Origin of the sequence: Corynebacterium sp. MSK073, assembly GCF_030232085.1 — a bacterium.
GTDB lineage: Bacteria > Actinomycetota > Actinomycetes > Mycobacteriales > Mycobacteriaceae > Corynebacterium.
The window spans coordinates 88,361-106,266 of sequence record NZ_JASPIY010000003.1 but is presented as its reverse complement, the minus strand read 5'-3'; the positions used below and the strand labels follow the sequence as shown (position 1 = coordinate 106,266).

Here is a 17,906-nt window from a genome sequence, read left to right as displayed (position 1 = left end):
AAAATGATGGGCATGCCTCCCGTACACCTCATTCTCGGCGACGATGAATTCCTCACCGAACGCGCCCGCCACACCATCCACAAGGCAGCGGCCGAAGGCGAGGCCACTCGCCCCGAATTGATGACGCTCAAGGCCTCCGAGGTTTCCGAGGGCGAAATCCTGGAGGCCACCAGCCCGTCGCTGTTTGGCGATAACCGCGTCATCGTCATCACGGACTGCGAACGCGCCGGGAAAGAGGTAGTCGATATCATCCTGCGCGCCTGCGTTAATCCCGCGCCGGGCATGACCATGGTGGTGGTTTATTCCGTGGCCGCGAAGACACTGAAGAAAAAGAAGAAGGCGCCCGAGCTGGTGGCGAAGCTGCGCAAGATTGCGGAGGTGCACGAAGTCTTTTCGCTCTACCCCAATGAGCTGGGCCAGTGGGCCACCCGCGAGTTCGCCTCCCACGGCGTTCGCCCCACCCCGGATGTCGTGCACGCGGTACTCGACGGCGTCGGCTCCGACCTCCGCGAGCTTGCCTCCGCCATCTCCCAGCTCGTGGCCGATACTGGTGGAAACGTGACGCAGGAAGCGGTGCGTAATTATTACGTCGGCGTGGCCGAGGTAGCCAATTGGGACATTGCCGATGCCGCCGTCGCCGGCCGCGTTGAGGCCGCCGTCTCTACCTGCCGGCGCGCCCTCCAACTCGGCGCCAGCCCCGTGGCCATCGCCGCGGCCTTGGCCAATAAGGTGGGTGCCATCGCGCGCCTGTATTCCGCCCGCGGGGACCAGTACACACTTGCCAGCCAAACCGGGCTTGCCCCGTACGTTGTAAAAATGACCCAACCGGTAGCCAGGCGCTGGACTGCCGATGACATCACCGCCGCCGTCATCCTCGTCTCTGAACTGGATGCCGCCGTTAAAGGCCAAGGTGGCGAGCCCGAATTCGCCGTTGAGGCGGCCGTAAAACGAATCGCGGAATTGGCACGTTAAGCTAGAGTCCATGTCTGAGGAACAAGTGCAAGAATTCGCCGGCCGGCTCTTTGACATGGCGCGGGAAGGAAACCCGGATCTCCTGAACTATATTGACCAGGGCGTCAATATCAATCTGGTCAACCAAGAAGGCCAGTCTTTTCTCATGCTTGCCGCCTACCACGGCCACGCGGAACTCGTCACCGCGCTAGCGAAGGCCGGCGCCGACGTGAACTTGCTCAATGATCGCGGCCAGTCACCCCTGGCAGGTGCGATCTTCAAAAAAGAAGACGCGGTTGTCGATGCCCTCCTAAACGCCGGCGCCTCCGCTACCGCCGGCCAACCAACCGCCATCGATTCGGCCCGCATGTTTGGCCGCGAGGATCTGCTCGGCCGCCTGGAAGGCGAGTCCGCGCAGTGAGCTGGACTTCATTTTTCACCATCCTCCTGATGAACCTGGTGGGTGTGGCCTCGCCAGGCCCGGATATCATCCTGGTCACCCGCTACGCCACCAAGTCGCGCCGCCATGCCATCGCCGCGGCCGCGGGCATTCAAATCGGCGTGTTGTTCTGGTGCGGCGCCACGGTCTTTGGTGCGGCCGCCCTCCTGACCGCTTTCCCCGGAATCTTAGGCGCGGTCCAGGCAATCGGCGGCAGTTTCCTCGTTTTCATGGGATGGCGGGCGCTGCGCAGCGGCCTCGAACAGCGCACCAACCCGCCCGTTGATCTGGAGGACGCCGAGGCCAAGCTGGGCCGGCTGCGCCATTCCTTCAAGATGGGGCTGGCAACGAACCTGTCCAACCCGAAGATCGTATTGTTCCTCGCCGCCATGATCGCCCCGCAGCTGCCGGCATCCCCGCCGTTGTGGCTGGCCATCGCCTTAACCCTGGCGCTGGCGCTATCGGCCTTCGCCTTCTTCCTCGTGGTGGCCACGGTGATTTCCACGAATGCGGTGCGCCGCAAGCTCATCGCCGCGGGCCCGTGGATCGATATCGGATCGGGCCTGTTCTTCATCATCGCCGGCCTCGCGCTCGTGGTCGCTGGTGTACAGCAGCTCGTGGCTTAAAGCCCGGGCAGGGTTTCAGGTTCGCCCTCTGCCACCACATCCAGCGCCCACTGGATCCACCGCGCCACCGTCGAGGCCCGCCGCCTCGCCGTGCCAGCGCCCAAGCCGAGTCCTTCTATCGCCGCCGCTATCTCGTGCGCCTCGGCCACCTTCCCACGCCGCAGGCTCACCTCTAGCGCCTGCCGGAATACCTGCCGCGCCGCCAACGCGCGCAGCAGGGCAGCGTTGCGCCCATCGCGCCGCGGCTGTGCGATGGCCTTTTCGCCGCGAGGGGTGAGCTGATAGTGACCATCGGCAAGCGCCAGCAGCCCGAGGTAGCAGGCCGCATTGGCGTAATAGTCCGCCTGGCGCAGATGGAAATCGTACTGCTCGGCGATGTCCTCCTTGCTCATCGGCTGCTGCGCGATGAGCTCCACCAGGTTGACCACGCGCTCGAAGCTATTGGCCTGTGGGAAGGGAATCCCCGCCGGCTCCGGCTCGGCCTCGACGGAGCCAATGATGCCCAGCGCATCCTCCACGTTGAGGTGCGAAGCGCTCAGGGCGTAGCGAGCGTGGTCTACCAGCGCGATGCTGCGAAAATCCGCGGGATCGCTGAAGTCGTACCGATACAGGTGGAAAATCCCATTCGAGTAGACCAAAAAGACCGGCACCACGGCCTTGGATAGCCATTGCTGGAAACGCCGGTACGGAAAATACAATTGCCGGATATTGAAGTCTTCGGAGATGTGATTTTTCGCCTCCACCAGCACCAAATGCTCGAGGGATTCGAAGCCGCCGTCGATTTCCATCTGCGCGCGGTCGACCTTGACTTTCAGCCCAAGATCCGGCACCGGAATGGTCATCTCCAGCGACGACATGCGCCCAGCGACGGTGGCCTGCAATGGTTCGCATCCCAAGAAGTGCTCAAGCATGCCGCTTGCCGATGCCACATTCAACGCCATCGATTCCGAGTTCACGCTTTCGATATCGAGGGTGTCAAGGCCCGCGGGCATGTCCAGCGTGCGCACGGAACCCGCCCCGGCGTGGGTGGGCTCCGGGAACTGTTCATACAGGTCCAATGGCCCGACAAAGTATTCGCTGCGGCTAACCGGGAGAATCCCAAGCCCCAATTCCTTGAAAATCCACGGCCGAGAGGTGGAAAAGTCGTGTTTGGCCATCAGCCGCGGCTCCCGGCCGGAGAGCTCCTTTAGCTCTTTGGCCGTGAGGTAGAAGTATCCTTTTTCTTCTAGCTGCTCGCCACACCCCGAGGCCACGATGCGCAGCCAGCCCCAATCATCGAGGCCAAGCTTTTCGCCCTCTGGGACACCGAACAGCGTGCGAAGCTCCCGCTGTTCTTGGGCGCTCGGTACTTTACTCATGGCCCACCTCGTAGTTACGCACGAGCACTTCATCTACCTTGCCGCGGCGCGATCCCACGGAGTTGATGGCGCGGGTGGCCGCAACGGTGTCGATGGAAAAATCCGCGTAGAGGTCGCGGATGAACTCCGTGGCGGAATTAGAGAGGAGGAACTTCACCCCGCGGGCATCGAGGTCATCGCACACCGCCTTCAATCGCTCTTGTTCCGCGCGGTCAAAACCGCCCTTTTGATAACCGGTAAAGGAACTGGTGACGTTGACCGGGTCATAGGGCGGATCGAAATAGACAAAGTCTCCCTCACCAGCACCTGCCACCGCCGCAGCGAAATCGCCCTGCGTGAAGGTAACGTCATTGTCCCGAAAATACCGGTGGACCCCGCGCAGCGTATCCGCATCACAGATAGTGGGGTTTTTATAGCGTCCAAAAGGCGCATTGAATTGCCCCGCGGAATTTACCCGGTACAGGCCGTTATAGCAGGTCTTATTCAGATACAGCGTCCGCGCGGCGCGCTCGGTGGCAGAAAGCGCCGCGAATCGTTCCGCATCCCGGTCCACCGCGCGCAGCTGGTAGAAAAAGTCCGCGTCGTTCGGATACGTCGATACCAAGCCGATGAGCTCGTCGACACCTTCGCGCACTACCTCATATAAATTAATCAGCTCCGAGTTGAGGTCATTGACCCGCGCTGAGGCCGGGGTGAGCGAAAATAAAACCGCTCCGCCGCCGATGAAGGGTTCATAATAACGCCGCGGCGTCCCAGCGGGCAGGGCGGCGTGAATATGCGGCAAGAGCTGGCGTTTTCCGCCGGCCCATTTCACCAGAGGCTTGACGTTGTTCATTGGTGACTTATCTTAGCCGCCCCCCGCAGACACGAACACCATCACCCTTTCGAACGTATAAGCCCATAAACTGGTTGCTACAGCGTAAAATGTCCCGGCGATCAAGCGCCTGCTTCAGTAGCTGTCTTAGCGTTTGAGTAGGCGCCTGCTTTGCCGTCGTGGGCTGGGAACGTCGTATTGACATGCTGTAACTTCGGTGATTTAAGACGGTTAGGCAAGCCTACCAAGGGTCGGTTTTTCGTGGTGGGCAGAAAGACTATAAGGTGAAGAAAAATACCATATTTATGGGGTTGAATAGTTGGGTTTCCACGGGTTGAATATCGTGAGGAAGAGGGGAGAGAGTATGCCGCGCATTTCAGAAATCCGCGTCGCAGCACTGCGGCTCGTCATTGACCACGGATATGACGGGTTCACCATGGAAGAGCTTGCACAAGACGTAGGGATATCGCGGCGCACCCTTTTTAACTACGTCAAGGATAAGGAATCGGCGGTTCTGGGCCCAGAGGTTTCGGAAAAGTTCGACCAGCAATTGCAGAACTTCGCCGCAGGCCTGCCCACGGGTAGCCTGCGGGAGGATTCTGCCATCATGGCGAATGCGGAATTTGATCACGCCGTGGGTAACGATCATTTCCCGGAGATTTCCCAATTAACCGCCCAGGCGCTTTCCCAAGACGGGAAGTTATTGTCCATGTATTGGCGCCGAAACGAACGCGTCATGATGCACATCCGCCGGGCATTGCAAGCGCGCGAAGGGTGGAAGGCCTCGGATCTGAGGCTCATTCCGACGGTCAATATCATCCACACGCAGTTTCAAACCGCCATCCAGACTTTCGTCGAAACCCATGGCCGTACATCTTTGTCGGTGGCCTATGCGGATGCAGGCAAGATCTTCGAGGCCTACTTCGATGATGACCTAGCCTAGGTCCACCTCGGCGCAATAAAAATCCCCCGAACAAGCCGCTGCACACAGGCAGCGCTTTGCTCGGGGGAGACAAGAAGGCTAGTTACTAGTCCATCTTGTTGAAGGCGGTGGCCAAACCGGACTTCTTGTTGGCAGCAGCGTTGCGGTGGAAGACGCCCTTGGAAACGGACTTATCCAGCGCACGGGAAGCGACGCGCAGCTGCTTTTCAGCTGCAGCCTTGTCACCAGTCTCTACGGCTGCGTGGAACTTGCGGATCTCGGTGCGAACCGCGGAACGTACGCTCTTGTTGCGCTGACGAGACTTCTCGTTGGTCAGAACGCGCTTCTGCTTGGACTTGATATTAGCCATGAAAATACCTCTTGATAATCGAAGATGATTGATTCAGAAACAAACCCGCCGGACGTGTCCCGTGATCCCCACTAAGCGTGGAGAAGCGCTCGGCGTTGGTATTCGAAGAGCGAACCCAAGGTCCTGCCCGCCCCGACCAACGCGCCCGGAAAGTAAGTAACTTGCACATAGTAGCAGCGCAACCGCGCATCAGCCAAGTCTGCCGCCGCCACGCCGCTGAGCTACGCCCAGTGATAGCGCGAGCGCAAGCGGTTCGCAATCCGTTCGAACCTGCGTTCTGGAAAAAGGATGCCCTGGCGGCGCACCTGCTCCTCGGAAACCTCCAATAAACGGTCCAAGCGCACCCAACAATTGCGCCCGGAGGCGTCCCATTCGCCGCTGCCGATTTCGAGCCAGGCATCGTCAAGCGCATGCTCCGGGTTGGCGGAAATGAGCAGGCCCGTCACGGTGGTGCGGGTGCGCCCGATCACCAAGATGGCGCGCTCGCGGGGAGGCGACTGCTTGCCTTCCGATGGCGTCCACACCCATACCACCTCGCCGGAATCGGCCTGGCCATCCATATCGGGGGAGAAGAAGATGGAGCGGGGGTGCGCCGCGGTGGCCTCGACCTGGATGGAGGCGGCCTTGCGCGGCTCGTGGTTGTGGGTGGACCTATCCAGCCCTAACTGGGAGTTGATGCGGTTGAGGCCGGAGTCCACGGGCTCGCGCTCGCTGATTCCGAGCGCCTCGCGCAGACGGGTGAGCATGCCGGAATTCATGTCGACTATTGTAGACGTATGTCTGAAAACTTTGCGGCCACGACGTTTACGGATCCCTCCCGGATCCGTAATTTCTGCATTATTGCTCACATCGACCACGGAAAGTCGACGCTGGCAGACCGCATCCTGCAGCTATCTAAGGTGGTTGCGGAGCGCGATATGCGTGACCAGTTCCTCGATAACATGGATATCGAGCGCGAACGCGGCATTACTATTAAGGCGCAGAACGTGCGCCTGCCGTGGGTGCCGCAATCTGGGGCATCGGCAGGCGAGCAGATCGTCATGCAGATGATCGACACGCCCGGCCACGTGGACTTTACGTACGAAGTCTCCCGTGCGCTCGAGGCGTGTGAAGGCGCCATTCTGCTTGTCGATGCCGCCCAGGGCATCGAAGCCCAAACCCTCGCCAACCTGTACCTGGCGATGGAAAATGACCTGGAAATCATCCCAGTGCTCAATAAGATCGACCTGCCTGCGGCGGATCCGGAAAAGTACGCGCTGGAAATCGCCAATATCATCGGCTGCGAGCCCGAGGAAGTGCTGAAGGTATCGGGCAAGACCGGCGAGGGCGTGGTCGAGCTGCTCGATAAGGTCTGCGAGTTGGTGCCGCCGCCCTCCTCGGAGCACACTCCCGATGCCCCCGCGCGCGCGATGATTTTTGACTCCGTCTATGACACCTACCGCGGCGTGGTGACCTATATCCGCATGGTGGACGGCAAGCTCACCCCGCGCCAGAAGGTGACGATGATGTCCACCAACGCCAACCACGAGCTGCTGGAAATCGGCATCGTCTCGCCCACGATGCAAAAGTGTGAGGGATTGGGCCCTGGCGAGGTGGGCTACCTGATTACCGGCGTGAAGGACGTGCGCGAGACCAAGGTGGGCGATACCGTTACCTGGTCCCACGGCGGCGCCGAGACCCCGCTGAAGGGCTACAAGGACCCTGACCCGATGGTCTATTCCGGGCTTTTCCCCATCTCCCAGGCCGATTTCCCCGACCTGCGCGATGCGCTGGAAAAGCTGCAGCTTAACGATGCCTCCTTGACATTCGAACCCGAGACCTCCGTCGCCCTAGGCTTTGGCTTCCGCTGCGGTTTCTTGGGCCTGCTGCACATGGAAATCACCCGCGACCGCCTGGAGCGCGAGTTCGGACTCGACCTGATTTCTACCGCCCCGTCCGTGACCTACCGCGTGGTGGCAGAAGACGGCGAGGAAAGCTGGGTTCACAACCCTTCAGATTGGCCGGAAGGCAAGCTCAATGAGGTCTACGAGCCCATTGTTTCCATGACCGTCATCGTGCCCGAGCAGTTCGTCGGCCCGACGATGGAGCTATGCCAATCCAAGCGTGGCCAGATGGGCGGGATGGATTACCTGTCCGAAGACCGCGTGGAGCTGCGCTACACCATGCCCTTGGGCGAAATCATCTTTGATTTCTTCGACATGTTGAAATCCCGCACCAAGGGCTACGCCTCGCTCAACTATGAGGAGGCCGGTGAGCAGCAATCGGACCTCGTTAAGGTGGATATCCTCCTCAACGGCGACCCGGTGGATGCCTTCTCCGCCATCATCCACCGCGATTCCGCCCAGTGGTACGGCAATAAGATGACCAAGAAGCTCAAAGAGCTCATCCCGCGCCAGCAATTCGAGGTCCCCGTCCAGGCGGCTATTGGCACCAAGGTCATCGCCCGCGAAAACATCCGCGCCATGCGCAAGGACGTGTTGGCCAAGTGCTACGGCGGCGATATTTCGCGTAAGCGCAAGCTGCTGGAAAAGCAGAAGGCGGGTAAAAAGCGCATGAAGACCTTGGGCTCCGTGTCGGTGCCGCAGGAGGCCTTTGTGGCGGCACTGTCGACCGACGGGGACGACTAGGCACTGGAAAGCGCAGCGTAATAGTACCTTAACTTTCAGTTAACAATCTCCGCGGTGGCCGCCGCCTAAAAGCGAGGCTGAGCTGCACCTATAGGGCATTCCTGAGACTGGGAATGCCCATTTTGAGTGTTTGCGGTTTATGGTTTCGCGGCGTTTAATTTCGATTCGAAAGCGACCGATGACTCTTCGGCGAGCCACAGCCACTTTCTCCCTCTTTGTTTCACTCGTTTAACTTAAGGCGGAAAATAAGATGAAGCTTCGCTCTCGCGCTGTGGCAGTGTGCGCCGCAGCCGCTGCCACAACTTTCTTGGCCCCCGGTATCGCACAGGCCGAAACCAAGACCCCCATCGATCACGTCGTGGTCATTTACTCCGAAAACATTTCCTTCGACCACTACTTCGGCACCTACCCCCACGCCGCAAATAACGACGACGAGAAACTCCAGGGCAGCGAGAAGCCCGCCCCCAAATTCACCGCCAAGGACGACACCCCTCGGGCAGAAAACCTCGAAAATACTGACCTGCTGGGGGAGAAGAACCCCAACTCCATCAAGCCCTTCCGCATCGCTCCCGAACACGCCGTGACCACGGACCAGAACCACCATTACGCCGATGAGCAGGAAGCCTACAACGGCGGCAAGATGGACAAGTTCCCGGAGACGGTGTCCACGGACATCGATAAGTATGGCGAAGGCTCGTACGCCACCCCCGGCATGACCATGGGATACTACGACGGCAATACCGTGACCGGCATGTGGAACTACGCGCAGAACTTCGCGCTGAATGACAACAGCTTTTCCACCATCTTCGGCCCCTCCACCCCGGGAGCGCTGAACCTGATTTCCGGCACCGTCGCGGATGCCACCATGCACGACCCAGCCACGGGTGACCAGCAGAAAATCGAAGATGGCAAGAACCACGCCCTGGCCGGCGTATCCGAGGACGGCAGCACTGCCACCGTGGTGGGCGACCCGGACCCGCTTTTCGATGACTGCTCCAATAAGTCCTCCGCCGGTACCAACCAGGTCACCGCGATGCACTCCAAGAACATCGGTGACCAGCTCAACGATAAGGACGTCACCTGGGGCTGGTTCCAAGGCGGATTCCGCCCCACCGATGAGGCGACGAAGGACTCTCGCGCCCGCTGCGGTTCTTCGCACACCACGCTGACCGGTCAGAACCAGACGGATTACAACCCGCACCACGAGCCGTTCCAGTACTACGCCTCTACCGCCAACCCGCACCACCTGGCCCCGTCCAGCGATGACATGATTGGCAAGACCGACCAGGCAAACCACCAGTACGACCTCGCGGACTTCGATACCGCCATCGAGCAGGGCAACCTGCCCTCCGTGTCCTTCCTCAAGGCCGCCAACTACCAGGATGGCCACGCCGGCTACTCCAACCCACTGGATGAGCAGGCGTTTATCACCCACTACATCAACGAGCTGCAAAACTCCCCGGAGTGGGATTCCACCGCCGTCGTCATCGCTTACGACGATTCCGATGGCTGGTACGACCACAAGGCGCCGGAAATCCTCAATGGCTCCGCCGACCCGCACCAGGATAAGGAAATCTGCACCGCCGCTGCCGCAAAGGTAGGCATCAAGGGCGATAAGAACGGCCAGTGCGGACCCGGCACCCGCCAGCCGCTGCTGGTTGTATCCCCCTACGCCAAGACCAACCACATCGATTCCACCTATACCGAGCAGACCTCGGTAACCCAGTTCATCCAGGACAACTGGGGCCTCGGCCGCTTGGGCGGCGATTCCTTCGATGACCGCGCAGGTGCGCTCACCGGCATGTTCGACTTTGCGGCTGCAGATAAGGCTCCGAAGCTCTTCCTCAATGAAACCGATGGCACTGTCGCAGAAGATTATGACTCCGTAGAGCGCGTGGATGACACCTCACGCGCTGGCACCAATCTGAAGCCGGTTGTCGATGGCATGAATGACACCAAGGTCACCGAGCAGGGCGTTCCCGCCGTGACCACGCTGGATAAGGCCCAGCAGCCGGACACCAACCACGCCGCTTCCGGGTCCTCCAAGGCAGGCATCATCGGCATCCTCGCCGCACTGGGCATCGCCGCCGGCATCATCGGCTGGTTCATGAGCGGTCACCCCGGCCTAGATTTGAAGAACCTGCCGTTCTAAGTTATGAAGATTTCCCGTTTCGCCATTGCATTCGCGCTCGCCGTTGGGCTTTCCATCCCGCAAACGGCTGCCCAGGCGAGGCTCGGCGGGCACAGCGACGAGCAACCCATGCGCGAGCTCGCCGTGCGCGATGTGTATTCCTGCCCGGTGCCTGAGGACGTGCAGGGCGAGGCGAAATGGAAGATCAATAACACCACCGGGCTTGCCCTCACGGTCTATGTTTCAGATGACAAGGGTAATGCCTACCAGGTCCTCGAGCGTATCGGTACCCCCGCCATCCGCGAGTGGAACCCCCAGCTGGAGGATGGAACCTACCACCTGACCTGTGTATTTCACAACGATTCCGCGGTGGAGTCGGATGATTTCACGGTGGCGGGCTCTACCGTGGCTGATGCTCCCAAGATGGTTCCCATTACGGATCACGAGGTCGCCGCGGTGTCCATCAAGCAGGCAGAAAACCAGAAAAAGCGCGTGCCGGAGCTGCAAAAGCGTGCGCATGCGCTTGCCGATGCCACCTCCTCCTCCCGCTCCGCCGCCCGAGCCGCCTACCTCGACTACTTGGAGTATTACCGTTCCTTCGACGATTCCAGCGCGGAGTGGCCGGGCCCGGATTTGGAGGGCTACGAAGACATCGAGCGCATCCTGTGGTCCAACCGCCCGCCCAGCGATGCCACCCTGCCCGCCACCGCGCTTGCCGATGCCACCGACAAAACCGCCCACGCCCTCGATACCTCCCATTTCGCCATCCCCGCCCCGGATTATGGGCTGCGCGCGCATGAGGTGATGGAGGAGTTCGAGCGCTTTGACCTGCGCGGCGAGTGCGATTTCGGCGCCCATGCCCTTCCTTCCGCCCTGCGCGGGGTTATTACATCGACGCGGGTGACGTTGGATCCCGTGCGCTCTTTGGTCGAGGATCGCGGCTTAGACACCGAGCCCATCTACGACCAGCTCGCGGACTTGGACGCCCTTGCTGAGGAATTCGACGATAAATACGGTGGTGCGCCTAGCGTCGCTTTTGCGGACTGGCCGCAGGAGGACCGCTTGCGTTTGCAGGCGGGCGTCGCCAAGGCGAATGAGCTGCTCGCCCCGGTTGCCACCATGACCGTTATCCGGAGGATGAACTAGTGCCGTGCCCGTTTAACTTTTCCCGCCGCTCCTTTTTATCTGGCCTCGCCGCCTCCGCGGCCGTCGGCGCAGCCCCGGGAGCAGAAGCTGAGTCCCCCTCGCTTCCGTTGGAATCCACCGACTCCTTGGATCAGCCGGGCGCGCTGGATTTTCACGGCGAACACCAGCAAGGCATCATCAATCCCCCGCAGAAATACTCGGAAATAGTGGCGCTGGACGTGCAGGTGAAGACAAAAGCCCGTTTGGACAAGCTCCTGCGCACGCTAAGTGAAAGGGCGCGCATCTTAACCGCAGGTGGCACGCTCGCCCCCGACGGAATTGCCTATCCGGCGATGGATTCGGGCGAGTTGGGCCCAGAGCTGCCGGCCGATCACTTATCCATCACCCTCGCGGTGGGCGATTCGCTTTTCGATGACCGCTTCAGCCTTGCCGCCCACAAGCCCGCGCACTTGAGCGCGATGGAATCGTTTGCCGATGACACCCTGCAAGAAGAAATGTGCCACGGTGACTTAGCCTTGCAGATTTGCGCCGATGAACGCGATACCGTTCTCCACGCCCTGCGCGATATATTGCGACATACGCGCGGCGATGTGGCGGTGCGCTGGCGGCAAAATGGTTATATGAACTCGCCGCGGCCATCGGGTACGCAGCGCAATCACCTGGGGTTTAAGGATGGCATCGTCAATCCTGGCCCCGATGACTACGATTCGCTCGTGTGGGCCGGTTCGGATGAGCCTGCCTGGGCCACGGGCGGCAGCTATATGGCGGTGCGGCTTATTGCCATGTACACCGAGTTTTGGGATCGCATTTCCATTGCTGAGCAGGAGCAAATCTTCGGCCGCGACCGCGCAACGGGCGGCCCGTTATCGGGCGGCGACGAGCACGCCGAGCCGGATTACCTCGACGACGCCACCGGCGATGTCATTCCCACCGATGCCCACATCCGCCTGGCCAACCCCCGCACCCCAGAAACCGCTGACCAACTTATGTTGCGCCGCGCTTATAATTACGACAACGGCGTGCGCGATAACGGCACCCTCGACGTGGGGCTGGTCTTCATCTCCTTCCAGCAGGACCTGGAACGACAGTTCATTACGGTGCAAAAACGCCTCGAAGGCGAACCGCTGGCTGACTATATCCGCCCCTACGGCGGCGGCTACTTCTACGCGCTTCCCGGCATTGCCGATGAATCCGATTATTTCGGCCGCAGCCTCCTCGAAGCATAAAGCCTCCTACCCAGCTAACCACTGGTCGCTCGCGAACATCTACCACCGCGCCAAGGCCGTGACTTAGCCACCACCCAGCGTTGAGGACACACCACAGCGCACCGGCGGCACAAAGATGCTACGGCGGCCGGACCCCAGGGCGTCCTGTCTCTTGGCATACGGTTCCCATGGCGCGCGAGCCTTACGGCGCACGGGTCTCATGGCACACGGTTCCCACGGTGCACGGGTCTCACAGCATACGCTCCGCAGGGTAGAAGGCTTATGGCATGCCAAACCGGCAACCGCTAAACCAGCGGTTGCTATCGGCGGCAATGAGAAGAGCAACGGTAGGAAAAGGAGCCACTTACTTAGGAACCGCAGAACTTCTCGGGCCCGGCTCAATCGAATCAAGTAAAGGCGGCACTTAGCTGGGCGGCGAGGCCCAGGGCGGAAGCCATTCGATGCGGCCGCGATGGCGATGCAGGCGGCCGCGCACCGGTGGGGCGTGCGGGTCATCGTCATTGACGCCGTTGTGATAGGGGCAAGAAATGGTCAAGTTGTCCATATTCGTCTCGCCGCCGTGCTTCCACGCCTGGAGATGGTGGACTTGGCATTTATCGGCCGGATAATTGCACTCCGTCCACGGGCAGGAGGGGTTTTCAGCGGCGGCCATCAGCCGCTGCTTTTCGGAGGCGAACCGCGAGGTTCTATAGAGGTTGACTGGGCCCTCGAAGGGGTGAATGAGGGTGACAAGGCCGACCTCGGCAAGCTTTTTCTCCACCAACTTGGCCCCGGAAATCTCGGCGCCATTGGTCATCTGCAGCGTGACCTCTTCGCCGCCACCGCTTAAGATCTTGTCCATCTCATCGAGGTGGATGACGATATTGGTGCTAGCCACCGGGCGCGTGGCGCCACCGCGGAAGAAGATGCGATCGACGGCCTCGAGCGGGGAATCCTCCCCAATGGTGGAATGCAGGTCGGCGATGAAATCGGAATCGCCGGTAATCGACAGCGTGGAGGGCCCGCCTTTGCGCCGGGTCATACGCACCCCGCGCTGGGGCTGACGGGGAGGATACATTTCCTTGAGCCGGGTGCGCGCCAGCTTGTCGATGTCCCCCGAAGTCCCACACAACTCTGCCCGCAGCGCCCAGGCATCCCGCTTCGTCTTGGTGCGGGAGACGTATTTTTCAATCAACTTGAGCGTGGTTAAGCAGTGCTTCGTCGCCCGGCAGGTGCGCTGGCGGCGGGTGAAGGAGGTGGGGCCGAAGTAGGCATCGGCAAGCAGCAGCAATTCGCGCGATTCCTGCCGGGAAATGCCAAACCGCCGCAGGTCCGTTTCGGCAAGGCCGAATACCTCGCCGAGAAGCTCCATCGGCGAGGTTAATTGGCGGGCATATTCTTGCAAGCGGGTCATGCCTGCGAGGTTAAGCCCCCGTCCACCCGCGGGAAAGCCCGCGCCACCCCGCCTGTGGATAACTCGCCCCACGCGTCACACCTGATGCCTCGCCGTCCATTCACCCTGTGGATAACCTGCGGTATTGTCGAATATGACAGCGAGTAAAGGAGCCCACATGACTGATCCCACGAAAATTGTTCGCCCCAACCACCCCGGACGTAAGTCCGCGCCGCGCCAAGCGCAGGAGTTGCCGCCGCTGCCGGTGACAAGGGCGCGCATCGGCAAGCAGCAGGCGACGGAGATTTTTCAGGACATGGGCGAAAACATGGTGGAGGACCTGCAGGAAATTCGGCGCGATTTGCACCGTCACCCGGAAATCGGGCTGCACCTGCCGCGCACGCAGAAAAAAGTCCTTGAGGCGCTCGAGGGCCTGCCGCTCGAGATCCATGTGGGGCAGGATCTCAGCTCCGTGGTGGCGGTGCTGCGTGGCGGCAAGCGCGGCGAGCGGCCGGTTTCGGTGCTGTTGCGCGCGGATATGGACGCGCTGGAGGTGCATGAGCAGACCGGAAGCCCCTTTGCGTCGATCAATGAATACATGCACGCCTGCGGCCATGACCTACATACCGCGGGGCTGATTGGGGCCGCGCGCATGCTGTGTGAGCACCGTGAGGAGCTGCATGGCGATGTCACCTTTATGTTCCAGCCCGGCGAGGAAGGCCCCGGCGGTGCGCAGCCGATGATTGAGGAAGGCGTGCTCGATGCCGCTGGCCGACGCCCAATCGCCGCCTACGGCCTGCACGTGGGCCCGCAGGATCGGGGCACGTTCCACTATGTTCCCGGGCCGATGATGGCAAGCTCGTCCAACCTGACCATTACGGTGCTGGGTAAGGGCGGGCACGGTTCCCGCCCGCACGATGCCATCGACCCCGTCGCGGCGCTGGCGGAAATTCAGATGGCGCTGCAGACCGCGCTGACGCGCCGCTTCGATGCGCTGGAGCCCATCGTGATCACCGTGACCAACCTGTGGGCGGGCAATGGTGCGTATAACGCGATTCCGGATCGCGCGGCGCTGGGGGCGACGGTGCGCGTTCTTCGCGACGAAAAGATCGACGCCGTCCGCCAAATGATCACCGAGGTCTCCAGCTCGGTGGCTGCCTCGCACCGGTGCACCGCGCAGGTGGATTTCGAGGTGCTGTATCCCACGACGAAGACGAACCCGCGGGAGAACCAATTTGCCGCCACGCTGTGGGGGCAGATGTTTGGCGCGGAAAATATGCAGCCTTTCGAGGCCCCGATGATGGCCTCTGAGGACTTCGGCTATGTCCTTTCCCAAGTGCCGGGCACGTTTATGTGGATGGGCACGGCCAACCCTTCGACGCCCGAGAACCAGCGCGAGTGGAATCACTCGCCGATGATGCGTTTTGATGACTCCGTGCTCGGTATGCAGGCAGCAGCGCTCGCCGCCGTGGCTTTCGAGCGCCTGGCCACCGAAAACGAGCATCCTTCCGCACAAACCAGGGCCATGCGAGAGGCAGCCGGCGTGCAGAAATAATTCATCCCTGTGAACTGCGCGAGCGCGCCAGAGTAGTGGGTAGGTCGCTGCAGGTGCCGTGCTCGGCGGCTAAGGCCGGCGGATAACGGCAGAGGCGAGGCCAATGAGGGCGATGGCGCCGACAATGATGGAGGCTACCGGCCAGTACTGCGGGAAGTACTTGAGCGTATAGCCAAAGACCTGGCTGTCATCGAAGTGCCGAGCCAAGGCGAAGGGCATCCACCACAGCTTGCTGACTGCGAGCACCGCGCCCAGTACACCGGCGATGACACGGCCGCGCCCGCGGAGAAATAAGCTGGCGGCCACGAGCGCGATGCCGGCGATGGCGGCGGCGAAGAGCAAGGGAGTGTTCGTGCTAAGTGGTGAGCCGCGCAATAAGAATTCGTGGTCAATCTCGTGCTGCTCGATGAGGGTGTAGCCATCGAGAACGACATCGCTGGGAAGCCCCATTATTTCTCCTCATTTTCTGGGTCGTATCCATCGGACCATTTACCGGTTTCGAAGTCATAGTCGACGTTTCGGCCTTCTTCGTCGGTGCGTTGGTACCACTCGGTATAGCGGTCCGCGGCGGAATCGAAGTCATGCCCGGCCCCGCGTCCGTCCTCGGCGTGCTGGACGGTGAACTCGAATTCATCGCCATGCTCTGCGATGCCGCGCATGACCGCATTGTCCATCGCCGAACGGGCATAGGTGCGGCGGATGAACATCGGATCAGAGCGCAGATCCTTGATGAACGCCACCATCATGGTCAACAGCACGAGGCAGAAGGGCAGCGCTGCCAGGATGGTGAGGTTTTGAAGGCCGGTGAGGACGTCTTCGCCGCCGGTCAGCAGCATGACGATGGCGATGCCCATCATGCACAGACCCCAAAAGATGACGATGAGCTTATTCGGGGTTGGGTCACCCTTGGAGGACATGGTGCCCATGACCACGGAGGCGGAGTCGGCCGAGGTGACAAAGAAGACCGAGAGAATGACCAAAAGGATAAATGGGGTGATGCTGCCAAGGGGGAGGTCTTGGAACATCGAAAAGAGCACCTGCTCATTGGAGGATTCACCGTCGAAGCCCTCTACGCCGTCCTGGTTGAAGGAAATGGCGGTGCCACCAAAGATGGTAAAGGCCAGCGCCAAGATGGCGGTGGGGGCGAAGATGGTCACGGCGGCGAATTCGCGAATGGTGCGGCCGCGGGAGATGCGGGCGACGAACATGCCCACAAACGGCGTCCACGCAATCCACCAGGCCCAGTAGAACGCCGTCCAGTAAGACTGGAATTCAATGGTCTCATCGCCCCAGGACAAATCCTTGGCCATCATGGGCAGAAATTGATCGATATAGGTCACGATGCCCGAAGGAATCAGGTTCAGCAGCAATAGGGTGGGCCCGACCAAGAAAACGAAAGCGACAAGCCCCAAGGTCAAGGTGATATTGATATTGGACAGGTAGCGCACGCCGCGCGCGACGCCAGAGACCGCAGAGATGATAAACGCGCAGCCTAAGACGGCTATGACGATGATGAGTGCGGAATTGGTCATGGGGCCCGCGCCGCGAATGATGCTGACGCCCTGGCCGATTTGAATAGCAGAAAGCCCCAGGGTAGCGGCGGTACCGAAGAGGGTGGCGATAAGCGCCATGACATCGATAAGCTTGCCCAGCGGGCCGTCCGTGGCGCGGGAGCCGAAGAGCGGCTGGAAGATGGAAGAAATGAGGGGTACGCGCCCGCGCCGGTAGGAGGAATAGGCAATCGCGGCGCCAACCAAAGCATAGGCCGCCCACGGGGAAATGCCCCAGTGGAAGTGCGATTGGGCCATGGCTTGGTGCAGTGCCTCGACGGAGCTGCCGTTATCCACGGTGTGCGGGGGAGGGCTGAGGTAGTGCGATAGCGGCTCGGAGGGCCCGTAGAAGAAGATGCCGACGCCGATGCCGGCGCCAAACATCATCGCTACCCAGCTGAAGTAGCTGAATTCGGGCGTTTCCGTATCCGTGCCAAGCTTGATACGGCCGAGGCGGGAGAACCCGATATAGGCCATGGTCACGGTGGCCAGCAGCATGGTGATATTCAGCAGCCATCCTGTATTGGTGATGGCCCAGTTAAAGGCCGTGGAGGAGGCGGCGGCCAGGTTATCGAGCATGGTGATGCCCCACATAATAAAGGCCACGATGAGGACGGCGGTGATGGAAAATAGCGATTTATCCAGGCCGAAGCGGTTGCGTTGGTCCTCAACGCTGATGCCAGGCACCAGCCCGGGGTGCATATTGTGCGGGTAGAGCCCGACGGCGCTGCCCTTATCGTGCGGTTCGAGGGAGCGCTTGTAGGCGCGGGAGGAAGAAGTCACGGTGTCCTTAGATCGGCGAGGGGGAGTGGCTTCAAT

At 60.9% G+C, this 17,906-nt stretch carries 16 protein-coding genes; 9 read left to right on the top strand and 7 right to left on the bottom strand.

Annotation, left to right across the window (positions count from 1 at the left end; all coding sequences use genetic code 11):
• Positions 1–3: 3 nt before the first annotated feature.
• Genes holA through QP970_RS02945 form a run of 3 tightly spaced genes read left to right on the top strand, consistent with a single transcriptional unit; the run spans position 4 to position 2,016 of the window.
• A complete protein-coding gene (gene holA, locus QP970_RS02955; protein ID WP_239268681.1) occupies positions 4–972 on the top strand; it encodes a DNA polymerase III subunit delta in 969 nt (322 codons plus the stop codon).
• Positions 973–982: 10 nt separating this feature from the next.
• Entirely contained in the window at positions 983–1,372 is a 390-nt protein-coding gene (locus tag QP970_RS02950; RefSeq protein WP_034659054.1) for an ankyrin repeat domain-containing protein, read from the top strand.
• Positions 1,369–2,016: a LysE family translocator gene (locus tag QP970_RS02945; RefSeq protein WP_239268680.1), complete on the top strand. Its 648-nt coding sequence runs from the start codon at positions 1,369–1,371 to the stop codon at positions 2,014–2,016. Before QP970_RS02950 ends, QP970_RS02945 begins: the two co-directional genes overlap by 4 nt.
• On the opposite strand, the gene QP970_RS02940 is transcribed toward QP970_RS02945, so the two are convergent.
• Complete coding sequence (locus QP970_RS02940; protein ID WP_239268678.1) at positions 2,013–3,374, bottom strand: type II restriction enzyme; 1,362 nt, start codon at positions 3,372–3,374, stop codon at positions 2,013–2,015. The genes QP970_RS02945 and QP970_RS02940 overlap by 4 nt on opposite strands.
• Positions 3,367–4,209 (bottom strand): DNA adenine methylase, encoded by an 843-nt coding sequence (locus tag QP970_RS02935; protein ID WP_239268676.1) that lies wholly within the window; start codon positions 4,207–4,209, stop codon positions 3,367–3,369. Before QP970_RS02935 ends, QP970_RS02940 begins: the two co-directional genes overlap by 8 nt.
• A gap of 343 nt (positions 4,210–4,552) precedes the next feature.
• On the opposite strand from QP970_RS02935, the gene QP970_RS02930 reads away from it, so the two are divergent.
• Positions 4,553–5,131 (top strand): TetR/AcrR family transcriptional regulator, encoded by a 579-nt coding sequence (locus QP970_RS02930; RefSeq protein WP_239268674.1) that lies wholly within the window; start codon positions 4,553–4,555, stop codon positions 5,129–5,131.
• 85 nt (positions 5,132–5,216) lie between these two features.
• On the opposite strand, the gene rpsT is transcribed toward QP970_RS02930, so the two are convergent.
• A complete protein-coding gene (gene rpsT, locus QP970_RS02925; protein WP_023023493.1) occupies positions 5,217–5,480 on the bottom strand; it encodes a 30S ribosomal protein S20 in 264 nt (87 codons plus the stop codon).
• Positions 5,481–5,701: 221 nt separating this feature from the next.
• Positions 5,702–6,238 carry a type II toxin-antitoxin system PemK/MazF family toxin gene (locus tag QP970_RS02920; RefSeq protein ID WP_239268672.1) on the bottom strand — a complete coding sequence of 179 codons (537 nt, stop codon included), beginning with the start codon at positions 6,236–6,238 and terminating at the stop codon, positions 5,702–5,704.
• 18 nt (positions 6,239–6,256) lie between these two features.
• Here QP970_RS02920 and lepA point away from each other — a divergent pair, with 18 nt between their 5' ends.
• From lepA to efeB, 4 genes are all read left to right on the top strand, one after another.
• Positions 6,257–8,107, top strand: a complete 1,851-nt coding sequence (gene lepA / locus QP970_RS02915) for a translation elongation factor 4 (RefSeq protein ID WP_239268670.1) — start codon at positions 6,257–6,259, stop codon at positions 8,105–8,107.
• A gap of 250 nt (positions 8,108–8,357) precedes the next feature.
• Positions 8,358–10,259, top strand: coding sequence for a phospholipase C (locus QP970_RS02910; protein WP_239268668.1), 1,902 nt, complete (start codon positions 8,358–8,360; stop codon positions 10,257–10,259).
• 3 nt (positions 10,260–10,262) lie between these two features.
• On the top strand, positions 10,263–11,384 hold the full coding sequence (locus tag QP970_RS02905; protein ID WP_239268666.1) for an EfeM/EfeO family lipoprotein: 1,122 nt from the start codon (positions 10,263–10,265) through the stop codon (positions 11,382–11,384).
• The gene (gene efeB / locus QP970_RS02900; protein ID WP_239268664.1) at positions 11,384–12,610 is read left to right on the top strand and encodes an iron uptake transporter deferrochelatase/peroxidase subunit; all 1,227 of its coding nucleotides are present in this window, start codon (positions 11,384–11,386) and stop codon (positions 12,608–12,610) included. The genes QP970_RS02905 and efeB overlap by 1 nt, the downstream gene beginning before the upstream one ends.
• 403 nt (positions 12,611–13,013) lie before the next feature.
• On the opposite strand, the gene QP970_RS02895 is transcribed toward efeB, so the two are convergent.
• The gene (locus QP970_RS02895) at positions 13,014–14,003 is read right to left on the bottom strand and encodes an HNH endonuclease signature motif containing protein (protein ID WP_284869580.1); all 990 of its coding nucleotides are present in this window, start codon (positions 14,001–14,003) and stop codon (positions 13,014–13,016) included.
• Between the two features lie 157 nt (positions 14,004–14,160).
• Here QP970_RS02895 and QP970_RS02890 point away from each other — a divergent pair, with 157 nt between their 5' ends.
• A complete protein-coding gene (locus QP970_RS02890) occupies positions 14,161–15,537 on the top strand; it encodes a M20 metallopeptidase family protein (RefSeq protein ID WP_284869579.1) in 1,377 nt (458 codons plus the stop codon).
• 69 nt (positions 15,538–15,606) lie between these two features.
• Here QP970_RS02890 and QP970_RS02885 read toward each other — a convergent pair whose 3' ends face one another.
• Entirely contained in the window at positions 15,607–15,987 is a 381-nt protein-coding gene (locus QP970_RS02885) for a hypothetical protein (RefSeq protein WP_284869577.1), read from the bottom strand.
• Complete coding sequence (locus tag QP970_RS02880; RefSeq protein ID WP_284869640.1) at positions 15,987–17,789, bottom strand: BCCT family transporter; 1,803 nt, start codon at positions 17,787–17,789, stop codon at positions 15,987–15,989. Before QP970_RS02880 ends, QP970_RS02885 begins: the two co-directional genes overlap by 1 nt.
• Positions 17,790–17,906: the final 117 nt, after the last annotated feature.